The organism is Rhodanobacter sp. LX-99 (assembly GCF_018599185.1).
Classification (GTDB): Bacteria; Pseudomonadota; Gammaproteobacteria; order Xanthomonadales; family Rhodanobacteraceae; genus Rhodanobacter.
In genome coordinates, this window is sequence record NZ_JAHFVL010000002.1 from 200418 (window position 1) to 225688 (window position 25271).

Genomic DNA, 25271 nt, shown 5'->3' on the forward strand with positions numbered 1-25271 from the left:
GCGGGAAGTGGCGCGGCGTACCCTCGCGGTGTGCCGGGCGTTGCGTGATGAATTGCTGAATCGACCACAGGGACGCATATGACGAACGAACCGCTTACCTATGCATTGATCGAGAAAAAGATCGACCAGTACGCCAAGGATGTCGAAGACGACAGGCCGGGCATCGTAGAGCGTTTGGCCTTTGGGACGGCGATGGTGTCGTGGATGCCGTTGCTGCTTGCGATCCAGTTCCTGAAGTCTCGGACAGCGGTTCTCGTTCTCGGTGTATGTACGATTCTTCTGCTGGTCGTGCTGGGAGTCGGTGCGATTTGTTTTGTCCGGCGCGAGTGGCGCACGTTCCATCGAAGACACCACAAGTTATCTCGCGAGCTGGATCACGACTATGGCCAGTGGCGCGAACTGGTGACCGCAATGAGACGCTTCCCCAGGGACGAGTTGGCGCGTCGACTGCGCTACCTTAGTACCCGCAAGTCGTCGCTTGCATATCGCATGGGACTCGTCACCGGGAGTGTGCAGCGCCTGGGTATCCTGCCTTTGCTGGCGATTCTCTACGTACAGTTCAAGGACTGGCGGTTTGGTGACTGGCAGGCGTTTGGGCAGGTGCACATGGTGGGCGGCCTGCTGTTGTGGGCGTTGTTTCTTGTCTACCTGGGCGCATGGTGGCTGGTGGGACTGGGCACGCGCTGGGATGCCTATGAGGCGCTTCTGATCGAGGCGACATGCGACGAATGAGCAATGGCGGTCGGGCGTCTGCGCGGGAAACCGGCCGGCAACGCCGGAGCATCTGTTGGCCACGGTTTGCCCCTGGCGTGCAAGCCGGAAACTCCGAAGCGCAAAGCTCAAAGCCTTGCGCGCGACGGTGATAGCCCTGCGGTCGGAGGTGGTCGGCATGGCATGCAAGGTTTTGAGCCTTGCGGTCGCGGTTCCGAACCTCGCCATTTCACGCCTTTGGGCCTCGCGTGCGGCGTTCAAAGGTTTGCGCGCGGTGCCCGGGGTGTTGCGCGTGAAGTAAAAAGGCTTGCCGTCGGTGTTTTGAGGTTTAGCCTGCCGGGTTCGCCATCCTTGCGCCTGGAAGTTTGAAGCTTGCGACGGTGCCTTTGCACTTCGCGCGCTGGGCCAGAAGCCTTGCGCGTGAGGTTCGGAGGGTTGTGGCTGGAGCCCGCTCGTCGTCGCGCTCGAACTCCCAGAGGGTATCGCGCCACCGGAAAACTGGCCACGCATGCGGACATGCTGCAGCAGGTCGCGCAGGTGCTCGGGCCGTCCGTGCGCTTCCAGGCCAGCGGTTGCGCTCATCAGCCGTTGCGTGCGTGGGCCGATCGGTACGGCCATCATGTCCTGCGCAAGGTGCTTGTCGTAGCGGATGCCGGTGCCCGCAACTCGCCCCACGTTCCGCTTCCGGCAAGAGGCCCGTCGCATGCGGCGGGCCTCTTGCCGTGTGCTGCCAAGTGCCACCCGGGAGCAGGTGGCCTTCTTCCTGGACGGCTTACCCGCCCCGTCCGGGCACGCGTGCAGGTGCGGGGCTGGGTGCGCTGCGGGTGGCGTTCTGGATGAGCGGGGTCGGTGCGGACCGGTAGTTCATGGGGTTCGAGGACCGATCCATTCTCCGGTTGTCGTTGAACGGAATCCGTGTTCCGTGGCGGAAGGAATCCCTGCTCGCCAGCGCCAGCCGATGACCGTCGATATGGACCCAGTACCAGGAACCCGAGGGCACCGGCGAGGTTGATACGAAGACAAACTGCGCGTCGTAGCTGCCCTCGGTGCGGGGTGTCGTGCGCAGGATCATGTTGGCGACGAACTGGCTGGACACGGGGTGACCGTGGTCGGTCGCCGGCTTGACGATCATTTCATCCAGGTTCTGCAGCAGCAGCCGGCGCAGCCGCGGCGAAAGTTCCATCGCCGGCGAGGCGTCGGTGACCTTGCCGTGGGCATTTACCTGCACCAGCACCGGCAGCACCTTGGGCCTGAATTCGTTGAGCGAGCCCGAGGAAGCCAGGGCCGCGCCTGCCGCGACCGACAGCATTCCGAAAAGCAGGGTGGTTTGGAACCGTTTCATGGTGACCTCCTTGGAGCGTCACGGAATCGCGTTGTGCGACGTCCCGCACGTGCCGTCTGTTCCGTATTCAGACTGTCCTCGCAGGGCAGCGCCCCGTCAATAGGGCCATGATTCGCCCGGCAAGCCGCTATTTCGTCCATCTCTGGAAGACGGCTTGGCGTCGTGCAAAAGCGGATCGACGCGCACCGTCTACGCCCGCCGTGCAGACGAAACTTTCTGCCGACCTGATTTCCATAAGCGTGGTGAAAGCTGGGCCGCGTAGCTTGCAGGCGGGAAGGCAGGCGATGCCTGCCACGTGGGAGCCGCGAGATGCCTGCATTGCGATCCTGGCTGTGCGCCGCCGCCATCCTGGTTTCGGGCGGTGCCCATGCGGGGGACGGTCCGTTCGGGATCGACCACCGCGTCCACTACGACGACAGCGGCATCTGGAAACGTTCCAACCAGGAGGTGCTGATCTACGGCACGATCGGCACGGTCGTCGGCGGCGCCCTGGTCTTCGGCGACAACGACCAGTTGGGCGATACGTTCTGGCGCTCGGTGGACGCCATGGCGGTGGCCAGCGTCGGTGCCGAGGCGATGAAATACACGTTCCAGCGCGAGCGGCCTTCGCAGACCGACAATCCCGATCGCTTCTTCAGCGGCAGCCATGCGGAGAGCTTTCCCAGCGGGGAAGTGGCGGCGATATCGGCGGCGGTCACGCCGTTCATCGTCACCTACGGCCGCGACCACCCGGCCGTGTACGCGCTGGCCCTGCTGCCGGCCTACGACGCGGTGGCCCGGGTGAAGACGCATGGCCATTGGCAGAGCGACGTGCTGGTCGGCGCCGCGCTGGGCACCGGGGTCGGCCTGTGGGCGGCGCACCGGGATTCGCCGTTGATCGTCAGCTGGCTGCCCGGCGGCTTCCGGGTCGGTTTCATCCATCGGTTCAAATAACGCCAGGATTGGATCAGGCGTCGTCGTTCAACACTGCGTGCGGCCACCGGCCAGCTGTTTGCACGGGTGGAATACGGGTTCGTCCGATGGCGGCGGGCGATGATCGTGATTGCCATCGTGATCCCGGTCGCGGTGGCGATTCCGGTACGGTGGGGCGACCCAGTAGGCGGGCGGCGCGTTGTAGACCGGCTGGCTCAACTGGTTCTGGTAGTCCGCGTTCTGCTGGCGCAGCGCCTCGTTCTCGGCCTGCAGCCGGTCGCGCTCCGCGGCCTCGTCGGCCAGCGCCTGCTGCCGTGTTTCCTCGGCGTGTTGTTCCGCCGCGTATGCCTCGTCGGCCTGGCGCTGGGCCTTTTCTTCCATCGCCTGCTGGCGGGCGTCGAGGCGCTGCCGGTAAAGCGTTTCGAGGTGGCGTGAATCCGCGTAGCGCTTCGCCAGGTCGTCCTGGCCCAGGCGCAGGTAGCGGTCGATGACTTCGGTGTCGTCGGCCCGGTGCAGCAGCTCACCGCTGCCGCCCGGGCAGGGGTGGTCGGTGTAGGCGACCTGTCCGCCTTGCGTGCATTTGTAGATGTTCTGGGCGGCGGCGATCGGTGCCGCGGCCAGCAGCAGGGCGGCAGCCGAGAAGCGGATTCCCGTTGTCAGGCTTTTCATGGTGGCCCCATTCTGCATCCGGCCGGTGTCGCCTGCACCATGGTGCAGGCGTGTGGCCTGGCGGTTTGACCGGCGGGATACCGCGGTTTGCCTGCCGGCGTGCCGGAGGGGCGATGGCGCTGTTCCAAGCCCCGAAATCGCCTTCAAGCCTTCAAAAATGAGACTTGCATCACATTTCTGGTGCTATTGTCCCGCGTCACGGGTGCCTGCTGGGGTGTCCTGACTGGCCGGCACCCGGGGTCAGGTCGAGCGAATGGGGACTTCCCGGCAAGGGAATGCGTCACCTCGTGCGGGAGCCAATGCGTCATGACGCAAGCTTCCGCGGTGCCGGCATGCCGGTACCGCGCCTTCATCAGCTACAGCCACCGGGACAAGGCCTGGGCGGGCTGGCTGCACCGGGCGCTGGAAACCTACGCGGTTCCGAAGCGCCTGGTCGGCCAGGCGACGGCGTTCGGCGAGATCCCCGCCCGCCTCGCGCCGATCTTCCGCGATCGCGACGAGCTGGCCAGTGCCACCGATCTCGGCCGCAAGGTCAACGAGGCGTTGGCGCAATCGGCAAGCCTGCTGGTGATCTGCTCGCCGAACTCGGCGACTTCGCACTGGGTCAACGAGGAAGTGCTGGCGTTCAAGCGGCTCGGCCGCAGCGAGCGCATCTTCTGCCTGATCGTCGATGGCGAACCCGACGCGAGCGAGCTGCCCGGCCGCGCCGCCGAGGAATGTTTCGCGCCGGCGCTTCGTCATCGACTCGGCGCCGACGGTGCGCTGGGCCACGAGCGCACCGAGCCGATCGCCGCCGACGCGCGCGCGGGCAAGGACGGCAAGGCCAATGCCAAGCTGAAGCTGATCGCCGGCATGCTGGACATCGGTTTCGATGCGCTGAAGCGGCGCGAATTGCAGCGACGCGCCCGGCGCATGGCGGCGCTGGCCACGCTGGCGCTGATCGTGATGGCGGCGACCACCGCCCTGGCGATCACCGCCATGATCGCCCGCCACGCCGCGGTGGTCGCCAGCCAGGCCGCCGAGCGTCGGCAGAAACAGGCCGAGGGCCTGGTCAATTTCATGCTCGGCGATCTCAACGACAAGCTGGCGCAGGTATCACGTCTGGACATCATGGAAACCGTCGACGATCACTCGATGAGCTATTTCCAGTCGCTGCCGAGCACCGATGTCACCGACGAAGCACTGGCGCAGCGCGCCAAGGCACTGGAGAAGATCGGCAGTGTGCGACTGGATCAAGGTCATCTCCCAGCGGCGATGGCGTCATACCAGGCGGCCTCGAAGCTCGCCGCCATGCTGGCCGAGAAGGCTCCCGCCGACTCCACGCGACAGCTCGCGTATGCGCAGGTCCTGGCCTTCGTCGGCATGACCCACTGGTATCAGGGGCAGCTCGACGCGGCACAGCAGAGTTTCGAGTCGGCGCAAACCGTGCTGCAGCGCGCCGTACCGAGTGAGGCGGATGTGCTGCCGTTGCAGTACCAGCAGGAGATGATCGAAAACAATATCGGTCATGTGCTCGAAGCACGCGGCCGGCTGGACGAGGCGACCGGCCATTACCGCAACGCACTGGCTTTGTCCCGCAAGCTGGTGGCCGCCAGGCCCGGCAAGACCGAGTGGGCGCTGGAATTGGGCGGGGCGCACAACAATCTCGGCAAGCTGGCATTGATGCGCGGCGACCTTGCAACAGCCGTCGCCGAATACGCCGCCGACGACGCGATCGAGGCCGCACTCTCCGCGCGCGACCCCAGGAACAACGACCAGCGCGAGAGCATGCTTACGGTCCGCGCCATTCTGGGGCGCACGCTGGCCCTGACCGGCGACATCGAGGCGGGCATGCGCGATCTGCAACAGGCGGTCGACATCGCCAGGCAACTGACGAAGATCGATCCGGGCAATACCAGCTTCCAGGAGCATCTGGCACTGTATTCCTCGCAGCTGGGCCGGCTGCGGCGCCTGAGCGGCGATCTGCCCGCGGCTCAGGCGCTGAATGGGCAGTCGTTGTCCATTTTCCTTGCCTTGACGAAACAGGATCCGGCGAACGTCGGCAGGCAGCGCGAGTTCGCCGAGGCACAGCTTGAGCAAGCCGCGCAATCGCAGGCGTCCGGCCAGACCGACGCAGCGCGCAGGCAGGCGCAAGCTGCACTGACCATCCTTGCCCCATTGTTCGTCAAGCAGTCCGACGACCGCGCCACCTTGCTGGCGACGGCGGGCGCGCAGCTTTTGCTCGCGGCGGTATCCGATGAGGTGCGGGCCCCGCGGCAACTGCGCAGCGACGCCTTGAACGCGATGCAGGCGGTGAAAAGCGGCGGCGACGATCCGCGTCTGCTGGCGTTGCAGGTCGAGGCGCTGCTGGCGCTGGGCATGAAAGCCCAGGCGCAGGCCGTGACCCGGCGACTGTGGGGCAGCGGCTACCGCGATGCGGCGCTGTTGGCCGTATTGCGGCGCGAGCGGATCGACTATCCGGTCAATACGGCCTTCCAGCAGAAACTGCTGGCGGCAACCGACATCAACGCTCGCCAATAAGGCCGAGCGCAACGAACAGGGGATGGGCAACACCGGCAAGCGCGGTATCGGATCAAATCCCTCATCACCAAGGAATCCATCATGCCGAACAATCTCAATGTCAAGCTCGACACGAGCACGACCCCGCCGTATCTCGATATCGATCAGAGTAACGGTGCGAACCACGTCAGCCGTGGTCCCAACGCGCAAACCATCACCTGGCAGCTGACCGGCAATGCGGCCTCGGGATCGTTCAATACGCAAAGCGATCCGGAACCCGGTTTCGCCTGGGTCGGCACGCCACCACCTGCCGGCATCTTCGGCTCTCCCGTGCTGCAGGCAAACGGCAACCAGCTGACGATGAGCGACCTCAACAACAGTGCCAGCACGGCGGGCGACTGGATCTATCAGTTGAGCGCCACCATCGGCGGCGTGGTCTACCAGTCCAACAAGACATCCCTCACGGAGACCACCACGAACCCGTCGATCAAAAACAACTAGTTCCCGAAGAGCCCGACAGGCTCCAGGCCCGGACATCGCGACCGGCAGCCTTGGAAAATCCGGGCAAAGGGCATCAAGGCACGGATGCCGGCACGGAGCACACCGTCATCGCTTCAACCACCCTGGAGACCGATATGCCAAAGACCAGCCATGAAAGTCAGGACGCTCTGGCCACGCCGCTTCCCGTTGACGACGAGAATGCCCTGGCGGATAGCGAAGCCGAGCAGGAATCCGCGTTGGCGAGGGCGCCCGAGCCGGACACCGCCACTCGCCCGTCGATCAAGAATAATTAAGCTGCGCCGCGGCCCAGGCACTCGTCAGGGCTCATGCGGTACCGTGGGGAGACTGCCGGCAGCGGCCTCCTGCGGGATCCCGTAGGCCCGCGAGACCGTGCGTGGCCCGTCGTGCATGGCTCTCATCATCCGGAAGCCGTCATGACTCCCCTGGTTGTCGGCGTCACCAGCCATCGCAACATCCCCGCCGACGAAGTCGAGCCGATCCGGCAACGCGTGCGGGATTTCCTGGCGCAACTGCGGCGCGATTTTCCCGCGCTGCCGCTGGTGGTGCTGTCGGCGTTGGCCGAGGGTGGCGACCAGTTGGTGGCGCGCGAGGCGCTCGCCGCCGGCGCGCGCCTGGTCGCGCCGCTGCCGTTGCCGCGGGAACTGTACGTCGACGACTTTGCCGACCCGGCGGTGCGCGCCAGCTTCGACGCGCTGTGCGTTCAGGCCGAGATCGTGCAGCTGCCGCCGTCGAAGGGGCAGTCGTTGCTGGACATCGGCACGCCCGGCCTCGCGCGCGATCGTCGGTACGCCAAGGCCGGCGTGTATATAGCCAGCCACTGCCATGTCCTGCTGGCGATCTGGGACGGCAAGGAATCGGGCCGGCTCGGCGGCACCGCGCAGATCGTGAAATACCATCTGAGCGGCAGCATGCCGGGCCTGATCGACCGTCGTCGGGATACGCGCCATATGCTGGGCGGTGGCGACGAGAGCCTGCTCTATCACATCGTCTGTTCACGCGACGGGCCCGATGGAGCGCCGGCTGCCGGGCTGCTGCCCTTGCAGGTGTTGTGGCGTACCGCCGACACGGCTTCCCCCGCCGACAGCCTACCGGCGGATTTCAGGCTGATGTTCGCGCGCATGGTCGAGTTCAATCGCGAGTGCGACAAATACGCCGACGAGATTGCGGCGGCCGCGCCCGCGCAAGCGGCCGTCGGAACGCGTGACACTGCGGCGATCGATCGGCTGTTCCATGCCGCAGACTGGCTGGCGCTGCATTTCCAGCGGCGGGTACTGCTGGCCATGCGCCTGACCTACACGCTGGCGGCCTTGATGGGCATTGCCTTCACGTTCTATGCGCACATGCCCGCGCAGAACTTCCTGATCTACCTGTTCCTGTGCCTGTTCGCCAGCGGCGGCGCGGTGGCGGCGCTGGCCCGGTATCGCGGCTGGCACCGCAAGTACCTGGATTACCGCGCGCTGGCGGAGGGTCTGCGGATCCAGTCGTACTGGCGGCGGGCGGACGTCTCGGCGAACGCCGACCACGAGTTCGCGCATGACAACTTCCTGCAGAGGCAGAACATCGAGCTGGGCTGGATCCGCAACGTCATGCGCGCCGCCGGCCTCGATGTGGCGACCGCTCCGACGGCGTCCTCGCCCACCGCGCTGGCGGACGTCATTGCGGAGTGGGTGGGGGAGTCGGGGAAGTCCGGGCAGCTTCATTACTACGAGCGCAAGACCATCGAGCGCACCGGCCTGCACCATGTGACCGAAGCGATCGGCTCGCTCAGCCTGTGGGGCGGCGTGGCGATCAGCGTGTTCCTCGCCGCCTTCGTGCTCGAGCTGTCGCAGGAAACCAAGACCACCCTGGTGATGGTCATGGCGGTGCTGTCGATCATCGCCGCCGTGCGCGAGGCTTACGCCTACCGCAAGGCCGACAAGGAATTGATCAGGCAGTACCGCTTCATGCAGCGCATCTTCGCCAACGCGCGCACAGCGCTGGACCGCACGCGCGATCCCGTACTGCAGCGCCAGATCCTGCTTTCGCTCGGCGACGCGGCACTCACCGAACACGCCGAGTGGACGCTGATGCAGCGCGAACGGCAGGTGGAGCACAGCAAGCTCTGATCGTTCCGGATTGTGGCGCCGAGTGGAGGGCTTCCGGGGAGCGGTGTCGCGGTACAGCCACGAGTTTCAGCGAGGTGGGACGGGGAGAGGGGGCGTGGGTGCCTTGTCTGCGCGCTGCCATGCGCGCAGGCCGATCACCGCCAGCAGCACGAAGCCCGCGTACAGCACCGACGTGATCAGCAGGTGCTTGTAGACGTATTCGCCCACGTAGATCACGTCCACCACGATCCACAGCCACCACGCGGCGACGTGCCGCTTGGCCTGCCACCACTGTGCGACCAGGCTGAAGGCGGTCAGCGCCGCGTCCAGCCAGGGCAGGGCGGCGTCGGTGCGGTAGTGCATGAACGCGCCCAGCGCCAGCGCGCCGAGGCTGCCGATCGCCAGGTGCGCGATCGCCTGCCGTCGCGGCAGCGCGGCCACTTCCACGCGGCCGTCCTCGCCCATGTGCTGCAGCCAGCGGTACCAGCCGTAGCCGATCAGCAGCGCGAACGCCAGTTGCAGCAGCGCGTCGGAGTAGAGCTTCGCGTGGACGAACACCCACGCGTAGACCAGCACCGAGATCAGCCCCACCGGCCAGCACCATGGACGCCGGCGGGTGGTGAGCCAGACGGCCCACGCGCTGACCAGCGCGGCGATGAGTTCGACCCAGGTCATGTCAGAACGCGACGGTCAAGGAGAGCCGGGCCAGCCGCGGCGCGCCCGGGAACAGGTAGCTGTCGCCGCCGGAGCTGCCGGTGTCGCGCCAGTAGAAGCGGTTGAACACGTTGTCGACGCTGAGCCGCCAGGTCAGCGCATGGCCGTCCCACTGGCCGGCGTAACGCAGGCCGGCATCGAACACGTTGTACGCCGGCACGCGGGTCAGGCCGTTCGGCGTGGCCACGTTGGGGCTGGCGTAGCGCCAGCCGCCGAGCAGGCCGAGCCGGGGCGCGAACGGCAGGCGGTAGTCGACATACAACGCGCTGCGCAGGCGCGGCACGTTGACCACCTGGTGGCCCTCGTAGGCCGGGGCGCCGGTGTTCTCGGCGCGCGCCCGGATCAGGTTGAGGCTGGCGGTGAGGCGCAGGTCGTCGGTGATCTGGCCGGCGGCGTTGAATTCCAGGCCGCTGTGCACCTCGCTGCCCTGCTGCACGAAGGTGAAGCCTTCGGCGGTGCTGTCCGGCCGGGCGAACTGGTACGGCTGGCGGAGGCGGTACAGCGCGGCCGAAAGGCTCAATGCGTCGCTCCAGGCGTACTTCACGCCGGCCTCGGCCTGGCGCGCCAGCAGCGGGGCCAGCGTGGTGCCGCCGTTGGAAGTCCAGTACGGCGCTTCATTGCCCAGCGAGAGGCTTTCGCTGTAGCTGACGTAGGTGGTCAATTGCGTGGTGGGCTGCCACAGCACGGCCGCCTGCGGCAGCGCCTTGCCGAGGCGGGTGTCGCGTTCGGGGGCGCCGGTGTCGTCGTAGGCGTGCTCGTGCAGGCGCACGAAGCGGCCGCCGAGCAGCACCTGCCACTGCGGGCCGAGATGCACGCGGTCCAGCGCGAACACCGAATGCTGCCAACTGGTCAGCCGGCGTGCCGACGGCCCGGGCTGGTTCGGCGAAGGCGCGAAGTAGGGCGGATCGACTTCGTCGATATTGGCGGTGCCGACGTAATCGTAAACGTAGGGGCGGCGGTCGATGGTGCGGCGGAACGCGCTGGCGCCGAGGCTGACTTCGTGGTTGAGCGGGCCGGTGTCGAACGAGCCCTTCAATACGGCACGCGCCTCGTCGTTGACGCGGGTATCGTCGGGGCTGCGGTAGTCGTAGACATCGTAGTCGCCGTTCGGCGCGAAGAACCAGCCGGGCGTGGCGCCGCTGGCGCAGGCCGGCGAGTAGAAGCAGCCGTAGGCGAACGCCACGTTGTCGTCGATCACGACATGGCTGTGGCCGGCCGACCATTGCGCGCTCCATCGGTCGCTGAAGCGGTAGTCGAAGCGCAGCGTGCTGTTGCTGGCGTCGATGCCCACCGGCCGCTGCCACGGCTCGAAGCCGAGCATGCGGGTGCGGCTGGGATGCGCCGGAATCGTGCTGCCGCCGAGCAACTGGTAGCCGGAGACCGAGCGCTGCCCGCTGGTCTGGTAATTGGTGTCCAGCCGCAGCGTGGCGTTCGGACTGATCTTCCAGTCGGCGGCCAGCGAGAGGAACGTGCGGCGGCCATCGGCGTGCCGCACGTAGGAGTTCATGTCCTCGTGGGCGGCATTCACGCGCACGCCGAAGGTGGGCGTCAGCCAGCCGCCCACATCGATCGCGAGGTAGCGCGAACCGTGCGAGTCGGTGCCGATGGTGGCGGTGTGCACGTCGGCCGGGCGCTTGCTGACGTAGTTGATCAGCCCGCCCGGCGCGACCACGCCGGCTTCGAGGCCGCCGAGGCCCTTGAGGATTTCCACGCGCTGCTTGTCTTCCAGCGGCTGCAGCTGTTCGCCGGCCATGCTCATTTCGTTGAATCGGAAGCCGGTGGCCGGATCCAGCGCATAACCGCGGATCGCGATGTCCTGGTAGTAGCCGACCGGCGCGTAGCTGTCGCCCAGCGCGGCGTCGGCGCGCGCCAGTTCGCTCAGGGTGCGCGGCTGGCGGTCGTCGATCTGGTCGCGGGTGATCACCGTGATCGCGGCCGGCGTGTCCTGCAACGGCGCGTTGCCGAAGCTGCCGAAGGTGTCCAGCTGCGAGTTGTCGGCGTGGTAGCCCTTGGCGCTGTCGGCTTCCACGTGCACCGGCGCCAGCCGCGTCGCTTGCGGTTTGTCGGCGGTGTCGCCGGCATGGACGGGCGCCATGGCCGCGAGCAGGGCGAGGATCAGGGGAGTGCGGGAGAGAGGCATCGTCATCGTCGTCGTCAAGGGGATACGGACGAAGCGACGGCGACCCGGCTGTCGCTAGGACATGCCGGATCTGCAAGCTCCCTACGCCGGTACTAACCGGGTCAGGTTCCAAGGGACTCTCTCAGCCCGGCAACGCCGGGCACCCCCGCTTCAAGAACGCCTATTGAACCACGAATCGCCGCGGCGTGGTCAGCCGGGGCCGCGGATGACCTGCAGCAGGGCCTGGCCGGCCGGCGTGCGGAACCACGCCGCGTGGCCGCGCAGGAAGGTGTCGTAGGCCACGTCGGCGTTCGCGCGCGAGTGGGTGACGGCGTGGTAGTACTCGACTTCCGACAACGCGAAATCCATGTGCACCAGCGGCAGCAGGTCGGCCAGCAGGTCCAGGTCGGCTGCCTGCAGCGGACGTTGCCGGCGATAGCCTTCGATCAGCGCGCGGGCGATGTCGGGGTGGGCGGCATCAAGGCCGGTGTCGAGCGCCAGCCAGGCGATCGCGTTGCGCTCGATCGCGGTGGCCAGGTCGAACAGAGCGAAGTTGGCGGCGGCGAGGCCGAAGTCGAGCACGGCGCTGATCCGCGCATCGTTGCCGCCGCTCCAGCACAGGTTGGAGACGTGCCAGTCGCCGTGCGTCCACAGTCGCGTCTGCCGTGCCAGCCATGGCTGGGCGGCGGCGTGCCACGGGGCGAGCAGCTCGGCGAAGTCGCGTTGCCAGTCGCGATCGCGCAGGTAATCGGCCAAACCGGGGCGCTTCGGCAGCTGCGCGCGCAGCGCGGCGACGGGATCGGGCGCGGCGATCAGCTCGCTGCGCGCGACCAGGATGTGGGTGTCGCGCTGGGGCGCGCGGTAGTCCGCGGCCGCGTCGTGCAGGGCGGCGAGCATGCGGCCGGCGGCGAGTGCGTGCGTGTGGTTCGGCAGCGGTTCCCACGAGATCGCCTCGCGGTACAGGTCGATGCCGGCGGCACGTTCGTGCACCTCGTAGACCCAGTCGCCGATCGTCACGGTGGTCCGTTCCCGCGCATCGCGAAGCACCGCTGGGATCGGCATGCCGCGATCGCGCAGGTGCGCGATGAAGCGATGTTCCTCGGCGAGCGTGGCGGCCGAGCGCACGCTGCGGTGGTGGCGCTTGACGAAGACGGTGGCGTGCTCCGTCTCGACCAGGCACGCGGCCGACAGCGGGCGCGGGCTGTGCCAGTCGATGCGGGTCGGCGCGCCGAGCATCGGGTAGCCGCGCAGCAGCGTCTCGACCTCGCCGGCGGTCAGCGGCGGCCAGTCCGGCGGCGTGTTGTCGCCGGCCAGTCCGTGGGCAAGGTGAAGCGGGTCGTTCATCGGAATGGCTAAGGTGTCCGCAAGCGGGGCAGGCTGTGGATTATCCCCGAAAGGACAGGGCATCACGTTCGGCCGCCATCGGCACGCGGCGAGCCATCCTTATAATGGCCAACTTTCCCCGCGGTGCCCCCGTTCCATGAGTGCGATGCTGCTGCTGTTCGTCTGCCTGATCCTCGGCACCCTGGTGGCGCGCTACGCGAAGCCGCCGGCGGGGATCGTGCCGGGCATCAACTGGTGGGTGCTCAATGTGGCGCTGCCGGCGCTGGTGCTGGAACTGATCCCGAAGGTGAAGTTCGATCCGCAGCTGTGGTTTCCGGTGGCGGCGATGTGGCTCACCTTCGGCGGCGCGTGGCTGCTGTTCGGCCTGCTCGGGCCGCGGCTGGGCTGGTCGCGGCAGCGCACGGGAGCGCTGATCCTGGTTTGCGGGCTGGGCAATACGGCGTACATGGGCTATCCGATGATCGAGGCCCTGCACGGCAAGGCGGGCCTGGCGCTGGCGGTGGTGGCCGACCAGATCGGTGCGTTTCCGGTGCTGGCGTCGGCCGGCATCGTGGTGGCGTCGGTCTATTCGGGGCGCACGCTGCAGCCGCGCCTGATCGTCCGGCGCATCGTCACGTTTCCGGCTTTCATCGCGTTGGTGGTGGGCATCGTCGCCGGCCTGTGCGGTGGCTGGCCCGAGCTGTTGAATGGCGTGTTCGCGCCGATCGGCGCCACGCTGACGCCGCTGGCGCTGTTCTCGGTCGGCTTGCAGTTCAAGTTCCATCCGGGTCAGCGGCAGCTCGGCGCGGCCAGCTGGGGGCTGGGCTGGAAGCTGCTGCTGGCGCCGCTGCTGTGCTGGGCGCTGGGCGTGGCCGCCGGGGTCGACGGGCTGGTGCTGACCGTCGGCGTGCTGCAGGCGGCGATGGCGCCGATGGTGTCGGCGACGATCCTGGCCGACGAGTACGCTCTGGAGCCGGCGCTGGCAAATACCGTGCTGGGCGCCGGCATCGTGCTGTCGCTGCTCACCATCCCGCTGGGCAACCTGCTGCTGGGGGCCTAGGGCAGCTTGCGTCCGGCCGGCGCTGCACCGAGACTAGCGCCGGAATCTCATGGGCAGGGGGAGCTCGTGTCATGGCCGGTTTCGATCTGATCAAGCGCCTGTTCGGCAACGAGCACGGCGAGCGCCGTGCGGTGCCCCGCAGCGGCGAGCCGAAGGAGGCCTGGGTTCTGGTGGTGGACGATTCGGCCACCATCCGCGCGGTGCTCGGCAAGATGCTGGCGCAGAACGGCCACGTGGTGCTGAAGGCGGCCGACGGCGAGAGCGCGCTGGAGATCGCGCGCACGGAGCGCCCCGACCTGATCTTCCTCGACATCGTGATGCCCGGCATGAGCGGCTTCGCCGTGTTGCGCGCGTTGCGCCACGACCTGCTGACCCGGGACATCCCGATCGTGATGATCAGCGGCAACCTGCAGGCGACCGAACAGTTCTACGTGCAGCGTTTCGGCGCCGACGACTTCATGAAGAAGCCGTTCGGCCGCAGCGAGGTGTTCGCGCGCATCGAGCACCTCACGCGCAGCGGCCGGCTGGTGGTGCGCCAGCGCACGGCGGAGGAATCGCTGCCGGCCGAGTCCGAGCACACCGCCGCCGAACACGCCGCGATCCCGGACATCGCGATGCCGGATCCGCAGGACCTGGTCGCGCCGCCTTCCGGGCAGACGTGAGTGCCGCGTTCGCGGGCGCGGGATAATTCCCGCGATGAACAAGCCATCCACCCGTCCGACGACCGATACCCGCGCCGACGTATGGCTGTGGGCAGCGCGTTTCTTCAAGACGCGCAGCCTGGCCCGGCAGGCGATCGAGGGCGGCCGCGTCGACGTCAACGAGGCCGGCTGCAAACCGGCCAAGGCATTGCACGTGGGCGACCGCCTGAAGATCAGCCGCGGCGAGGAGCGGCTGGAAGTCGAATTGCTGGCGCTGTCCGACAAGCGCGGTCCGGCCAGCGTGGCGCAGACGCTGTACCGCGAGACCGAGGCCAGCCGCGTCGCCCGCGAGGCGGTGCGCGAGCAGCATCGGCTGGTCGGCGCGAACGGGCCGCTGAAACGGCCGGACAAGCAGGCGCGGCGCGAATTGCGGCGGCTCAAGGATCGGCGCTGAGCAGTGCATCGCAGATTGCGGCCGGTATCTGCGGGAATATCCATGCAAATCCACGGGCTTGGCGTTGCTGCGCCATCCCAACAAGGCCGGAGGGCTGGCATGGACGGACACGCACTGATGAATGGCCTCGGTTTCTTCAAGCGCCTGCTCGGCAGCCACGCGGCGGCCGAGCCTCGTGATGAGGCGCATCTGCAGACGGCGCTGGGCGCGCGCATGCTCGTGGTCGACGATTCGCCCACGATCTGCGCCGTGCTCGGCAAGATGCTGCGCCAGGACGGCTACGCCGTGCTCAAGGCCACCGAGGGCAGGGATGCGATCGAGCTGGCCCGCAGCGAACGGCCGGCGCTGATCTTCCTAGACATCGTGATGCCTGGCATGAACGGTTTTGCGGTGCTGCGCGCGCTGCGCCACGACCCGCTGACCCGGGACATCCCGATCGTGATGATCAGCGGCAACCCGCAGGCGACCGAGCAGTTCTACGTACAGCGCTTCGGTGCCGACGATTTCATGCAGAAGCCCTTCGATCGCGACGAGGTATACCTGCGCATCGGCCAGCTGGTGCAGTCGGGGCGGCTGGCCGGCCGCTTGTCGCTGGTGCCGGTGGAACTGCCGCCGCCGGCGCTGTCGGTCGAGGAATGGCCGGCCGACGACCTGGCCGACATTCCGGACATCGCGATGCCCGATGCGGATGCCACGCCGCATCCGGCCGGCGCGGCCGCGATGCCGCAAGCCACCTTGCAGGTGGTTCACGGCATCGGCTGACGGTTCGGGTCAGATCGCCAGCCCCAGCGCCTTGGCCACGCCCGCCGCATAGGCCGGGTCGGCCTTGGCGAAGTGGCCGAGCTGACGGCGGATGATGTCTTCCGGTACGCCCTGCATCGCCGCGGCGATGTTGTCGAACAGCTGCTGCTTCTGCGCGCCGCTCATCAAGCGGAACAGGTCGCCGGGTTGCCGGTAATCGTCGTTGCCGGCGCGGTGGTCGTAGCGATCGGCGTCGCCGGAGATCCGCAGCGGCGGCTCCTTCACCGAGGGGTCCTCGACCGGACCGCCGAACGAGTTCGGCTCGTAGTTCACGCTGCCGCCGCCGTTGTCGCCGTAACGCATCGATCCGTCGCGGGCGTAGTTGTGCGCTGGGCAGCGCGGCTGGTTCACCGGCAACTGGTCGTGGTTGGGGCCGAGCCGATAGCGCGCCGCGTCGGCGTAGGAGAACAGGCGGAACTGCAGCACCTTGTCCGGCGAGAAGCCGATGCCGGGCACCACGTTGGCGGGCGAGAAACTGGATTGCTCGACCTGGGCGAAGTAGTTGTCCGGGTTGCGGTTCAACTCCATCACGCCGACCTCGATCAGCGGGTAGTCCTTGTGCGGCCACACCTTGGTCAGGTCGAACGGGTTGTACGGGGTTTTCTCCGCGTCGGCTTCGGGCATGATCTGCACGTACAGCGTCCACTGCGGGAAGTCCTTGCGCTCGATCGCCTCGTACAGGTCGCGCTGGTGCGATTCGCGGTCGTTGCCGATCAGCGTCGCCGCCTCGGCATTGGTGAGGTTCTTGATGCCTTGCCGGGTCTTGAAGTGGAACTTCACCCAGTAACGCTCGCCGGCCTCGTTCCAGAAGCTGTAGGTGTGGCTGCCGAAGCCGTGCATGTGGCGCAGCGTGGCGGGGATGCCGCGGTCGCTCATCAGCGTGGTGACCTGGTGCAGCGACTCGGGCGACAGCGACCAGTAGTCCCACATCGCGGTGGGGTTGCGCATGTTCGTGCGCGGGTCGCGCTTCTGGGTGTGGATGAAGTCGGGGAACTTGTACGGGTCGCGGATGAAGAACACCGGCGTGTTGTTGCCGACCAGGTCCCAATTGCCTTCCCCGGTGTAGAACTTCAGCGCGAAGCCGCGCACGTCGCGCTCGGCATCCGCCGCGCCGCGCTCGCCGGCCACGGTGGAGAAGCGCGCCAGCATCGGCGTGGCCGTGCCCGGCTTGAACACCTTGGCGCGGGTGTAGCGGGTGATGTCGTGGGTAATCGTCAAGGTGCCGAACGCGGCGGAGGCCTTGGCGTGCACCACGCGCTCGGGGATGCGCTCGCGGTTGAAGTGCGCGTGCTTCTCGAACAGCGCCACGTCCTGCACCAGCAGCGGACCGCGCGGGCCGGCGGTGAGGCTGTTCTGGTTGTCGGCCAGCGGTGCGCCGGCGTCGGTGGTCAGGGTCTTGCGGTCCTGGCTCATGGTGGGCTCCTGTGGGGGACTTGGGTGTTCGGCCAATCTACGCAGGCATGACGATCAATGGAATTCGAATGTTCCGATATGGATGATAGCTCCTGGCTATGGGTAGGGCGGTCACCTGCCGGGCCCGACGGGCCAGCATCGCCGATGAGACGTTAGTGCGAGGTGGTGACGGCGAGTGGTGTTGCCCGCCGGTGCGATCAGTCCAGCTGTTTCAGGCGGTACAGCGCTTCCAGCGCCTCGCGCGGGGTCAGCGCGTCCGGGTCGATCTGCTCCAGCGCGCGTTCGGCGGCGGAAGGCTGCGCCGGGGCGAACAGGCCCAGTTGCGGCGAAGCCTCGGCGGCCGCCGCGGGCGTGCTGGCGTGCTGGTGCATGCCGCGTTCGAGTTCGGCCAGGGTGCGCCTCGCATCGGCGATCACCGATTTCGGCAGGCCGGCCAGCGCGGCCACCTGCAGGCCGAAGCTGCGGTTTGCCGGGCCCTCCTTCACCGCGTGCATGAACACCAGTTGCTCGCCGTACTCGACGGCGTCCAGGTGCACGTTCGCGATCGCCGCGAACTCGTTGGCCAGTTCGGTGAGCTCGAAGTAGTGGGTGGCGAACAGCGTGTAGGCACGGCTGTTGCGCACCAGGTGCACGGCGGCGGCGCGGGCCAGCGACAGGCCGTCGTAGGTGCTGGTGCCGCGGCCGACCTCGTCCATCAGCACCAGGCTGTCGGCGGTGGCGTTGTGCAGGATGTTCGCCGTCTCGCTCATTTCCACCATGAAGGTGGACTGGCCGCGCGAGAGGTCGTCGCCGGCGCCGATGCGGGTGAAGATGCGGTCGATCGGGCCGATCACCGCGCTCGCCGCCGGCACGTAGCTGCCGATGTGCGCGAGCAGCACGATCAGCGCGTTCTGGCGCATGTAGGTGGACTTGCCGCCCATGTTCGGGCCGGTGATCACCAGCATGCGGCGGGTGTCGTCGAGCTTGAGGTCGTTCGGCTCGAACGGCTCGTCGCGGACTTTCTCGACCACCGGATGGCGGCCGCGCTCGATCGCGATGCCGGGTTCGTCGGTGAGCTGCGGTGCGCTCCAGTCCAGCGCCTCGGCGCGCTCGGCCAGGGTGGCCAGCACGTCCAGCTCGGCCATCGCGGCGGCGGCGGTTTTCAGTGGTTCGAGTTTCTCGGTGAGCGTGTCGAGCAGCGCCTCGTACAGCGCGCGCTCGCGCATCAGCGAGCGCTCCTTCGCCGACAGCACCTTGTCCTCGAACGCCTTCAGTTCCTCGGTGATGTAGCGCTCGGCGTTCTTCGTGGTCTGCCGGCGCGTGTAATGCGTGGGCGCCTTGTCCGACTGCGCCTTGGTGATCTCGATGTAGTAGCCGTGCACGCGGTTGTAGCCGACCTTCAGCGTCGTGATGCCGCTGGCGGCCTTCTCGCGCTCCTCCAGCTCGACCAGGTACTGGTCGGCGTGGGTGGACAGGCGGCGCAGTTCGTCGAGTTCGGCGTCGTGGCCGTCGGCGATCACGCCGCCGTCGCGCTGCAGTACCGGCGGCTGCGCGACCACGGCGCGGGCGAGCAGGGCGGCGGTATCGGCGTGGTCGCCGATGCGTTCGACCAGGGCATGCAGCAGCGGGCTGTCCAGCGCGGCGATCTGTTCGCGCAATATGGGCGCCGCGGCAAGGCCATCGCGCAGGGTGGACAGGTCGCGCGGGCGCGCCGAGCGCAGCGCCACGCGGGCCAGGATGCGTTCGAGGTCGCCGATGCCGCGCAGCTGTTCGCGCAGGCTGTCGTAGCGACGGCTGTCGATCAGCATGCCGATGGCCTGGTGGCGCTGGCGCAGCAGCTCGCGCGAACGCAGCGGCCGGGTCAGCCAGCGGCGCAACGCTCGCGCGCCCATCGGCGTCACCGTCTCGTCGAGCACGCCGAGCAGGGTGTGTTCGGTGCGGCCGCTGGGGTGGGTATCCAGTTCCAGGTTGCGGCGGGTGGCCGCGTCCAGCGCGATCGTCTCGCTGGCGCTTTCCACCGCCATGCCGGTGAGGTGGGGCAGCGCGCTTTTCTGGGTTTCCTCGACGTAGCCGAGCAGGCAGCCGGCGGCGGCGACGGCCAGCGGCAGCTTGTCCACGCCGAAGCCGCCGAGGTCGCGGGTGCCGAAGAAGCGGTTCAGTTCGCGTTTTGCGGCATCGCCGTCGAAGTGCCACGGCGGCCGCTTGCGCAAGCCGGGCAGGGCACTGACCAGTTTCGGCCACGCCACGTCCTCGCCGACCAGGGTCTCGGCCGGCTGCAGCCGCGCCAGTTCGGCGGCCAGCGCCTCGGCGTTCGGCGCTTCGCTGAGCAGGAAGCGGCCGCTGGACAGGTCGACCCAGGCCAGCCCGTAGGCGCCATGCGTACCGGCGGCGATCGCCAGCAGCAGGTTGTCGCGGCGTTCCTCCAGCAGCGCCGCGTCGGTCACCGTGCCAGGGGTGACGATGCGCACCACCTTGCGCTCGACGATGCCCTTGGCCAGCGCCGGGTCGCCCATCTGTTCGCAGATCGCCACCGACTCGCCCAGCCGCACCAGCCGCGCCAGGTAGTTTTCCACCGCGTGATAGGGCACGCCGGCCATCGGGATCGGCGCACCGCCCGACTGCCCGCGCTGGGTCAGGGTGATGTCGAGCAATCGCGCCGCCTTGCGCGCGTCGTCGTAGAACAGCTCGTAGAAATCGCCCATGCGGAAGAACAGCAGCACGTCCGGGTGCTCGGCCTTGGCCGACAGGTACTGGCGCATGAACGGGGTGTGCTTGGCGAGATCGTCTTGGTTCATGCAATGCAAGTCTTGGCGTGGTCGCGCGGAACAGGTAGAACGGTGCCCCTGCGCGTGGCGCAAAGTTTCGTTCAAGTCCGGGAGTCTCGCATGGAGTTGTCGTCCATTCCTACCGATACCGAGTTGCTGGCACTGGCCCGCGAGGTGGCCGACGAGGTGCAACGCTGCCGGCTGATGCTGGTGACGGCCGAGTCCTGCAGCGGCGGCTGGATCGCCAAGACGCTGACCGACCTGCCGGGCAGCTCGGCCTGGTTCGATGCCGGCGTGGTGACCTACAGCTACGAGGCGAAGGAGGCACTGCTCGGGGTCAACCCGCGCACGCTGGAGCACACCGGCGCGGTCAGCGAGGAAACCGTGCTGGAGATGGTGTCCGGCGCGCTGGCGCGCTTTGGCGCCGGCGTGGCGGTGGCGGTGACCGGCATCGCCGGGCCATCCGGCGGCACCCCGGAGAAACCGGTCGGCACGGTCTGGATCGGCTGGAAGCGCCGCGGCGGCTACGGCCATGCGCAGTTGTTCCACTTTTCGGGCGACCGCGAGGCGGTGCGGCGGCAGACCGTGGCGGCGGCGCTCGTCGGTTTGCGTAGAACGCTGACGGAATGACGCGCAATTTGCCGCCAGACCGGCTTGACCGGTGTGGGATACTGGCCGCGTCAACGCCGATCGTCCGCGATCGCGCCAGCGTGATCGCAGCCGGTGAGATTCGATCCGGGCATCATGCACCCCATTCACAGCCCAACCGGAATACAGACGATGGATGACAACAAGCGCAAGGCGCTCACCTCCGCCCTCGGCCAGATCGAAAAGCAGTTCGGCAAGGGCGCGATCATGCGCATGGGCGACCGCGTCAACGAAGCCATCGAGACGGTTTCCACCGGCTCGCTGGGCCTGGATATCGCGCTTGGCGTCGGCGGCCTGCCGCGCGGCCGCGTGGTCGAGATCTATGGGCCGGAGTCGTCCGGCAAGACCACCATGACCCTGCAGGCGATCGCCAGCTGCCAGCGCGCAGGCGGCACCGCCGCGTTCATCGACGCCGAGCACGCGCTCGATCCGAGCTACGCGGAAAAGCTCGGTGTCAAGGTCGACGACCTGCTGGTGTCGCAGCCGGATACCGGCGAGCAGGCGCTGGAAATCGCCGACATGCTGGTGCGCTCCGGCGCGGTCGACATGGTCGTGGTCGACTCGGTCGCCGCGCTGACGCCGAAGGCGGAAATCGAGGGCGAGATGGGCGATTCGCACGTCGGCCTGCATGCCCGTCTGATGAGCCAGGCGCTGCGCAAGCTCACCGCCAACATCAAGAAGTCCGGCACCCTGGTGATCTTCATCAACCAGATCCGCATGAAGATCGGCGTGATGTTCGGCAGCCCCGAGACCACCACCGGCGGCAACGCGCTGAAGTTCTACGCCTCGGTGCGACTGGACATCCGCCGCATCGGTGCGGTGAAGAAGGGCGACGAGATCATCGGTTCGGAAACCCGCGTCAAGGTGGTCAAGAACAAGGTGGCGCCGCCGTTCCGCCAGTGCGAGTTCGAGATCCTGTACGGCGAGGGCACCTCGCGCGAAGGCGAGATCATCGAGCTGGGCGTGGCGCAGAACCTGATCGACAAGTCCGGCGCCTGGTACAGCTACAACGGCGACCGCATCGGCCAGGGCAAGGAAAACGTGCGCCAGTTCCTGCGCGACAACCCGGCGATCGCCAACGAGATCGACAAGCAGCTGCGCGAGCGCCTGCTGGTGCCGGTCGGCAAGCCGGCCCCCGCCGCGCCGGAAGAGGCGCTCGAGGAAGTCTGAGCGGTGATCGTTGGCGTTCCCCAGCGCAAGACATGGCCCGGCTCGCCCGGGCCATGTCCGTTTGCATGGCCATGAAGCGCCGCCCCGGCGCGGACGATCCGGGCAAACCGAAGCGCAGCGCGTACGACAAGGCGCTGGGCCTGCTGGCGCGCCGCGAGCACTCGCGCAAGGAACTGAAGACCAAGCTGCGCCAGGGCGGTTACGAGGGCGACGAAGCCGCCGCCGCGCTGGATCGGCTCGGCGAGCAGCATTACCAGGATGACGACCGCTTCGCCGAAGTGCTGCTGCGCAGCCGGATCGCCCAGGGCTACGGACCCATGCGACTGCGCCAGGAGCTGAAGAGCCACGGCTTGCCCGACGCCCGCATCCGTGAATTGCTGGAGGGTGCGGAGGTCGACTGGGACACCGCGGCTGCCGCCCAGTTGCGCCGCCGCTATGGCGGCGCGGGCACGAATGACCCCGCCGAACGTACCCGCCGGGCGCAATTCCTCTTGCGCCGCGGCTTTGCCGCCGCCACAGTACGAAGTGTTACCCACGCCGATGTGGACGAAGCCGACGATATTTCCTGAAATCCGTCATCCGCAGATGATGGGTTGACGGGCCGGGCGGCCTGGCCGCGGCGTGGCCTTTATCGCCTGCCACCTTGATCCGCATGAAAACCTCCGACATCCGTTCCGCCTTCCTCGACTACTTCCGCTCCAAGGGCCACACCATCGTGCCGTCCAGCTCGCTGGTGCCGGCCAGCGACCCGACCCTGCTGTTCACCAATTCGGGCATGGTGCAGTTCAAGAACGTGTTCCTGGGCAGCGAGAAACTGTCCTACGTGCGCGCGGCCGACGTGCAGCGCTGCCTGCGCGCCGGCGGCAAGCACAACGACCTGGACGCCGTGGGCTATACCGCGCGCCACCACACCTTCTTCGAGATGCTGGGCAACTGGTCGTTCGGCGACTACTTCAAGCGCGACGCGATCGCCTATGCATGGGAGCTGCTGACCGAAGTCTTCAAGCTGCCGGCGGACAAGCTGTGGGTCACCGTCTACCACACCGACGACGAAGCCTTCGACATCTGGAACAAGCAGGTCGGCGTGCCGGCCGAACGTATCGTGCGCATCGGCGACAACAAGGGCGCGCCGTACGCGTCGGACAATTTCTGGCAGATGGCCGACACCGGCCCGTGCGGTCCGTGCACCGAGATCTTCTACGATCACGGCGCGGCGATCGTCGGCGGCCCGCCCGGTTCGCCGGACGAGGACGGCGACCGCTACATCGAGATATGGAACCTGGTGTTCATGCAGTTCGACCGCGCGCCCGACGGCACGCTGAGCCCGCTGCCGGCACCGTGCGTGGACACCGGCATGGGCCTGGAGCGCCTTGCCGCGGTGCTGCAGCACAAGCATTCGAACTACGAGATCGACCTGTTCGCGCACCTGATCCGCGTCGCCGGCGAGCTGACCGGCACAAAGGACCTGGCCAACAAGTCGCTGCGCGTGATCGCCGACCACATCCGCGCCTGTGCGTTCCTGATCGTCGACGGCGTGCTGCCGTCCAACGAAGGTCGCGGCTACGTGCTGCGCCGGATCATCCGCCGCGCCTTGCGGCACGGCTGGATGCTCGGCGTACGCGGCGATTTCTTCTGGAAGATGGTGCAGCCGCTGGTCGAGGAAATGGGCGAGGCCTATCCCGAGCTGCCGGCGAAGCAGGCGTTCGTCGAGGATGCGCTGCGCACCGAGGAGCATCGCTTCGGCGAGACGCTGGAACACGGCATGCGGCTGTTCGACGAGGTAGCGGCGAAGTCGGGAAAAACTATTCCCGGCGCCGATGCGTTCCGCCTCTACGACACCTACGGCTTTCCGGTCGACCTCACCGCCGACATCGCGCGCGAACGCGGCCTCGAGGTGGACATGGACGGCTTCGAGAAGGCCATGAACGAACAGCGCGAGCGCGCCCGCGCCGCCGGTCGTTTCGAGGCCAAGGGGCAGATGCCGGCCGAGCTGGCCAGCCAGCTCAGGCCCACCGTGTTCCTCGGCTACGAGGCGCTGCAGAGTGAAGGCGGCAAGGTGCTCGGCATCGTGCGCGGCGGCAAGCAGGTCGACCAGCTGGGCGAAGGCGAGGAGGGCCTGCTGATCCTCGATCGCACGCCGTTCTACGCCGAGTCCGGCGGCCAGGTCGGCGACACCGGCACGTTGTCCAATGCAGCCGGCCGCTTCGAGGTCGGCGACACGCTGAAGATGGGTGGCGTGTTCTTCGGCCATGCCGGCCGCTGGCATGGCGGGCAGCCGCTGCGCGCGGGCGACGTGGTCGAGGCCCGGGTGGACGCGTCGCGGCGCCAGGCGATCGTGCTCAACCATTCGGCCACCCACTTGCTGCACGCCGCGCTGCGCAAGGTGCTGGGCGGCCACGTCACGCAGAAGGGATCGCTGGTGGCGCCGGAGCGGCTGCGGTTCGACTTTTCGCACTTCAAGCCGATGAGCCATGACGAGCTGGCCCGGGTCGAGGCGCTGGTGAACGCCGAGGTGCGTCGCAACGCGGTCGCCGAAGTGCACAACATGGGCTACGACCAGGCGATCGAGTTCGGTGCGATGGCCCTGTTCGGCGAGAAATACGGCGCCGAGGTGCGCGTGCTGAAGATGGGCGACTTTTCCACCGAGTTGTGCGGCGGCACCCATGTGGGGCGCACCGGCGACATCGGCCTGTTCAAGATCGTCAGCGAAGCCGGCGTGGCTTCCGGCGTGCGCCGCATCGAGGCAGTTACCGGGGCCGGCGCGTTGGCCTGGGTGGCCGACGAGGAGCGCCGCCTGGCCGAGTTCTCGCAGCTGCTTTCCAGCAGCGGCGACGAGGCGGTGGAAAAGCTGCGCCAGCTGTTCGACCGCCAGAAGAAGCTCGAGCGCGAGCTGGAATCGCTGCGCAGCAAGGCGGCCGGTTCCGCCACGGCCGATCTGGCCGATTCCGCCCGGGACGTCGGTGGCATCAAGGTGGTCGCCGCGCGTCTGGAAGGGCTCGACGCGAAGTCGCTGCGCGACAGCGTGGACCAGCTCAAGCAGCAACTGGGCGACTGCGTGATCCTGCTGGCCGGAGCGGCCGATGGCCGTGTCTCGCTGATCGCCGGGGTGCACGGCAAGGCGCTGGGCCGGATCAAGGCCGGCGGCGTGGTGGCCCACGTCGCCGCGCAGATCGACGGCAAGGGCGGTGGGCGCCCGGACATGGCCCAGGGCGGCGGAACCGACGCGCCGGATCTGCCGGCGATCCTGTCGGCCCTGCCCGAGTGGATCGCGGCCCAGTAGCCCGTTCGGAGCATGAACGGCGGGCTATTTGGCAGGATTCGGACGCGTTGCGCTTACGAATAAGGCTCAAGTACTATCGGCCAGGTGTCGATGCTACCGGAAACGGTTGTATCGCCAGTCAGGACGCTCAGGAGTGTTTTGGCTGTGAGCCGGGAAGGCGGTAGG

21 protein-coding genes and 1 riboswitch are annotated in these 25271 nt (G+C 67.7%); of the genes, 14 read left to right on the forward strand and 7 right to left on the reverse strand.

Going from position 1 to position 25271, the window contains the following annotated elements; genetic code table 11:
* Positions 1–78: 78 nt before the first annotated feature.
* Positions 79–732: a hypothetical protein gene (locus KK131_RS11555; protein ID WP_214556886.1), complete on the forward strand. Its 654-nt coding sequence runs from the start codon at positions 79–81 to the stop codon at positions 730–732.
* A gap of 751 nt (positions 733–1483) precedes the next feature.
* Here the strand turns inward: KK131_RS11555 and KK131_RS11560 are convergent.
* Positions 1484–2053 carry a hypothetical protein gene (locus tag KK131_RS11560; RefSeq protein WP_214556887.1) on the reverse strand — a complete coding sequence of 190 codons (570 nt, stop codon included), beginning with the start codon at positions 2051–2053 and terminating at the stop codon, positions 1484–1486.
* Between the two features lie 309 nt (positions 2054–2362).
* Here KK131_RS11560 and KK131_RS11565 point away from each other — a divergent pair, with 309 nt between their 5' ends.
* Positions 2363–2986, forward strand: a complete 624-nt coding sequence (locus KK131_RS11565) for a phosphatase PAP2 family protein (protein WP_214556888.1) — start codon at positions 2363–2365, stop codon at positions 2984–2986.
* Positions 2987–3013: 27 nt separating this feature from the next.
* Here KK131_RS11565 and KK131_RS11570 read toward each other — a convergent pair whose 3' ends face one another.
* Complete coding sequence (locus KK131_RS11570) at positions 3014–3634, reverse strand: DUF4124 domain-containing protein (protein ID WP_214556889.1); 621 nt, start codon at positions 3632–3634, stop codon at positions 3014–3016.
* A gap of 306 nt (positions 3635–3940) precedes the next feature.
* Here KK131_RS11570 and KK131_RS11575 point away from each other — a divergent pair, with 306 nt between their 5' ends.
* From KK131_RS11575 to KK131_RS11590, 4 genes are all read left to right on the forward strand, one after another.
* Positions 3941–6154: a toll/interleukin-1 receptor domain-containing protein gene (locus KK131_RS11575; RefSeq protein ID WP_214556890.1), complete on the forward strand. Its 2214-nt coding sequence runs from the start codon at positions 3941–3943 to the stop codon at positions 6152–6154.
* Between the two features lie 81 nt (positions 6155–6235).
* The gene (locus tag KK131_RS11580) at positions 6236–6634 is read left to right on the forward strand and encodes a hypothetical protein (protein ID WP_214556891.1); all 399 of its coding nucleotides are present in this window, start codon (positions 6236–6238) and stop codon (positions 6632–6634) included.
* 50 nt (positions 6635–6684) lie between these two features.
* Positions 6685–6927, forward strand: a complete 243-nt coding sequence (locus tag KK131_RS11585) for a hypothetical protein (protein WP_214556892.1) — start codon at positions 6685–6687, stop codon at positions 6925–6927.
* Positions 6928–7068: 141 nt separating this feature from the next.
* The gene (locus tag KK131_RS11590) at positions 7069–8760 is read left to right on the forward strand and encodes a hypothetical protein (protein WP_214556893.1); all 1692 of its coding nucleotides are present in this window, start codon (positions 7069–7071) and stop codon (positions 8758–8760) included.
* A 66-nt stretch (positions 8761–8826) separates the two neighbouring features.
* On the opposite strand, the gene pnuC is transcribed toward KK131_RS11590, so the two are convergent.
* The 3 genes from pnuC to KK131_RS11605 form a co-directional block, all read right to left on the reverse strand.
* The gene (gene pnuC / locus KK131_RS11595) at positions 8827–9414 is read right to left on the reverse strand and encodes a nicotinamide riboside transporter PnuC (protein ID WP_214556894.1); all 588 of its coding nucleotides are present in this window, start codon (positions 9412–9414) and stop codon (positions 8827–8829) included.
* 1 nt (position 9415) lies between these two features.
* Complete coding sequence (locus KK131_RS11600; protein ID WP_214556895.1) at positions 9416–11599, reverse strand: TonB-dependent siderophore receptor; 2184 nt, start codon at positions 11597–11599, stop codon at positions 9416–9418.
* A 55-nt stretch (positions 11600–11654) separates the two neighbouring features.
* Positions 11655–11750, reverse strand: a riboswitch (TPP riboswitch).
* A 32-nt stretch (positions 11751–11782) separates the two neighbouring features.
* Positions 11783–12916: a phosphotransferase gene (locus KK131_RS11605; RefSeq protein WP_214556896.1), complete on the reverse strand. Its 1134-nt coding sequence runs from the start codon at positions 12914–12916 to the stop codon at positions 11783–11785.
* Positions 12917–13061: 145 nt separating this feature from the next.
* On the opposite strand from KK131_RS11605, the gene KK131_RS11610 reads away from it, so the two are divergent.
* The 4 genes from KK131_RS11610 (at position 13062) to KK131_RS11625 (ending at position 15812) form a co-directional block, all read left to right on the forward strand.
* Positions 13062–13955, forward strand: coding sequence for an AEC family transporter (locus KK131_RS11610; protein ID WP_214557370.1), 894 nt, complete (start codon positions 13062–13064; stop codon positions 13953–13955).
* 71 nt (positions 13956–14026) lie between these two features.
* Positions 14027–14617, forward strand: coding sequence for a response regulator (locus tag KK131_RS11615; RefSeq protein ID WP_214556897.1), 591 nt, complete (start codon positions 14027–14029; stop codon positions 14615–14617).
* Between the two features lie 34 nt (positions 14618–14651).
* Complete coding sequence (locus tag KK131_RS11620; RefSeq protein ID WP_214556898.1) at positions 14652–15050, forward strand: RNA-binding S4 domain-containing protein; 399 nt, start codon at positions 14652–14654, stop codon at positions 15048–15050.
* A gap of 99 nt (positions 15051–15149) precedes the next feature.
* On the forward strand, positions 15150–15812 hold the full coding sequence (locus tag KK131_RS11625; RefSeq protein WP_214556899.1) for a response regulator: 663 nt from the start codon (positions 15150–15152) through the stop codon (positions 15810–15812).
* Between the two features lie 9 nt (positions 15813–15821).
* On the opposite strand, the gene KK131_RS11630 is transcribed toward KK131_RS11625, so the two are convergent.
* Complete coding sequence (locus KK131_RS11630; RefSeq protein WP_214556900.1) at positions 15822–17264, reverse strand: catalase; 1443 nt, start codon at positions 17262–17264, stop codon at positions 15822–15824.
* A gap of 197 nt (positions 17265–17461) precedes the next feature.
* Positions 17462–20038, reverse strand: a complete 2577-nt coding sequence (mutS, locus tag KK131_RS11635) for a DNA mismatch repair protein MutS (RefSeq protein ID WP_214556901.1) — start codon at positions 20036–20038, stop codon at positions 17462–17464.
* A gap of 90 nt (positions 20039–20128) precedes the next feature.
* On the opposite strand from mutS, the gene KK131_RS11640 reads away from it, so the two are divergent.
* The 4 genes from KK131_RS11640 to alaS all read left to right on the forward strand — a co-directional run bounded on the left by KK131_RS11640 (position 20129) and on the right by alaS (position 25106).
* The gene (locus KK131_RS11640; RefSeq protein WP_214556902.1) at positions 20129–20638 is read left to right on the forward strand and encodes a CinA family protein; all 510 of its coding nucleotides are present in this window, start codon (positions 20129–20131) and stop codon (positions 20636–20638) included.
* A 150-nt stretch (positions 20639–20788) separates the two neighbouring features.
* Positions 20789–21826, forward strand: coding sequence for a recombinase RecA (recA, locus tag KK131_RS11645; RefSeq protein ID WP_214556903.1), 1038 nt, complete (start codon positions 20789–20791; stop codon positions 21824–21826).
* Between the two features lie 65 nt (positions 21827–21891).
* Positions 21892–22395, forward strand: coding sequence for a regulatory protein RecX (locus tag KK131_RS11650; protein ID WP_250887229.1), 504 nt, complete (start codon positions 21892–21894; stop codon positions 22393–22395).
* Between the two features lie 83 nt (positions 22396–22478).
* On the forward strand, positions 22479–25106 hold the full coding sequence (gene alaS, locus KK131_RS11655) for an alanine--tRNA ligase (protein ID WP_214556905.1): 2628 nt from the start codon (positions 22479–22481) through the stop codon (positions 25104–25106).
* The last annotated feature ends 165 nt before the right edge of the window (positions 25107–25271 follow it).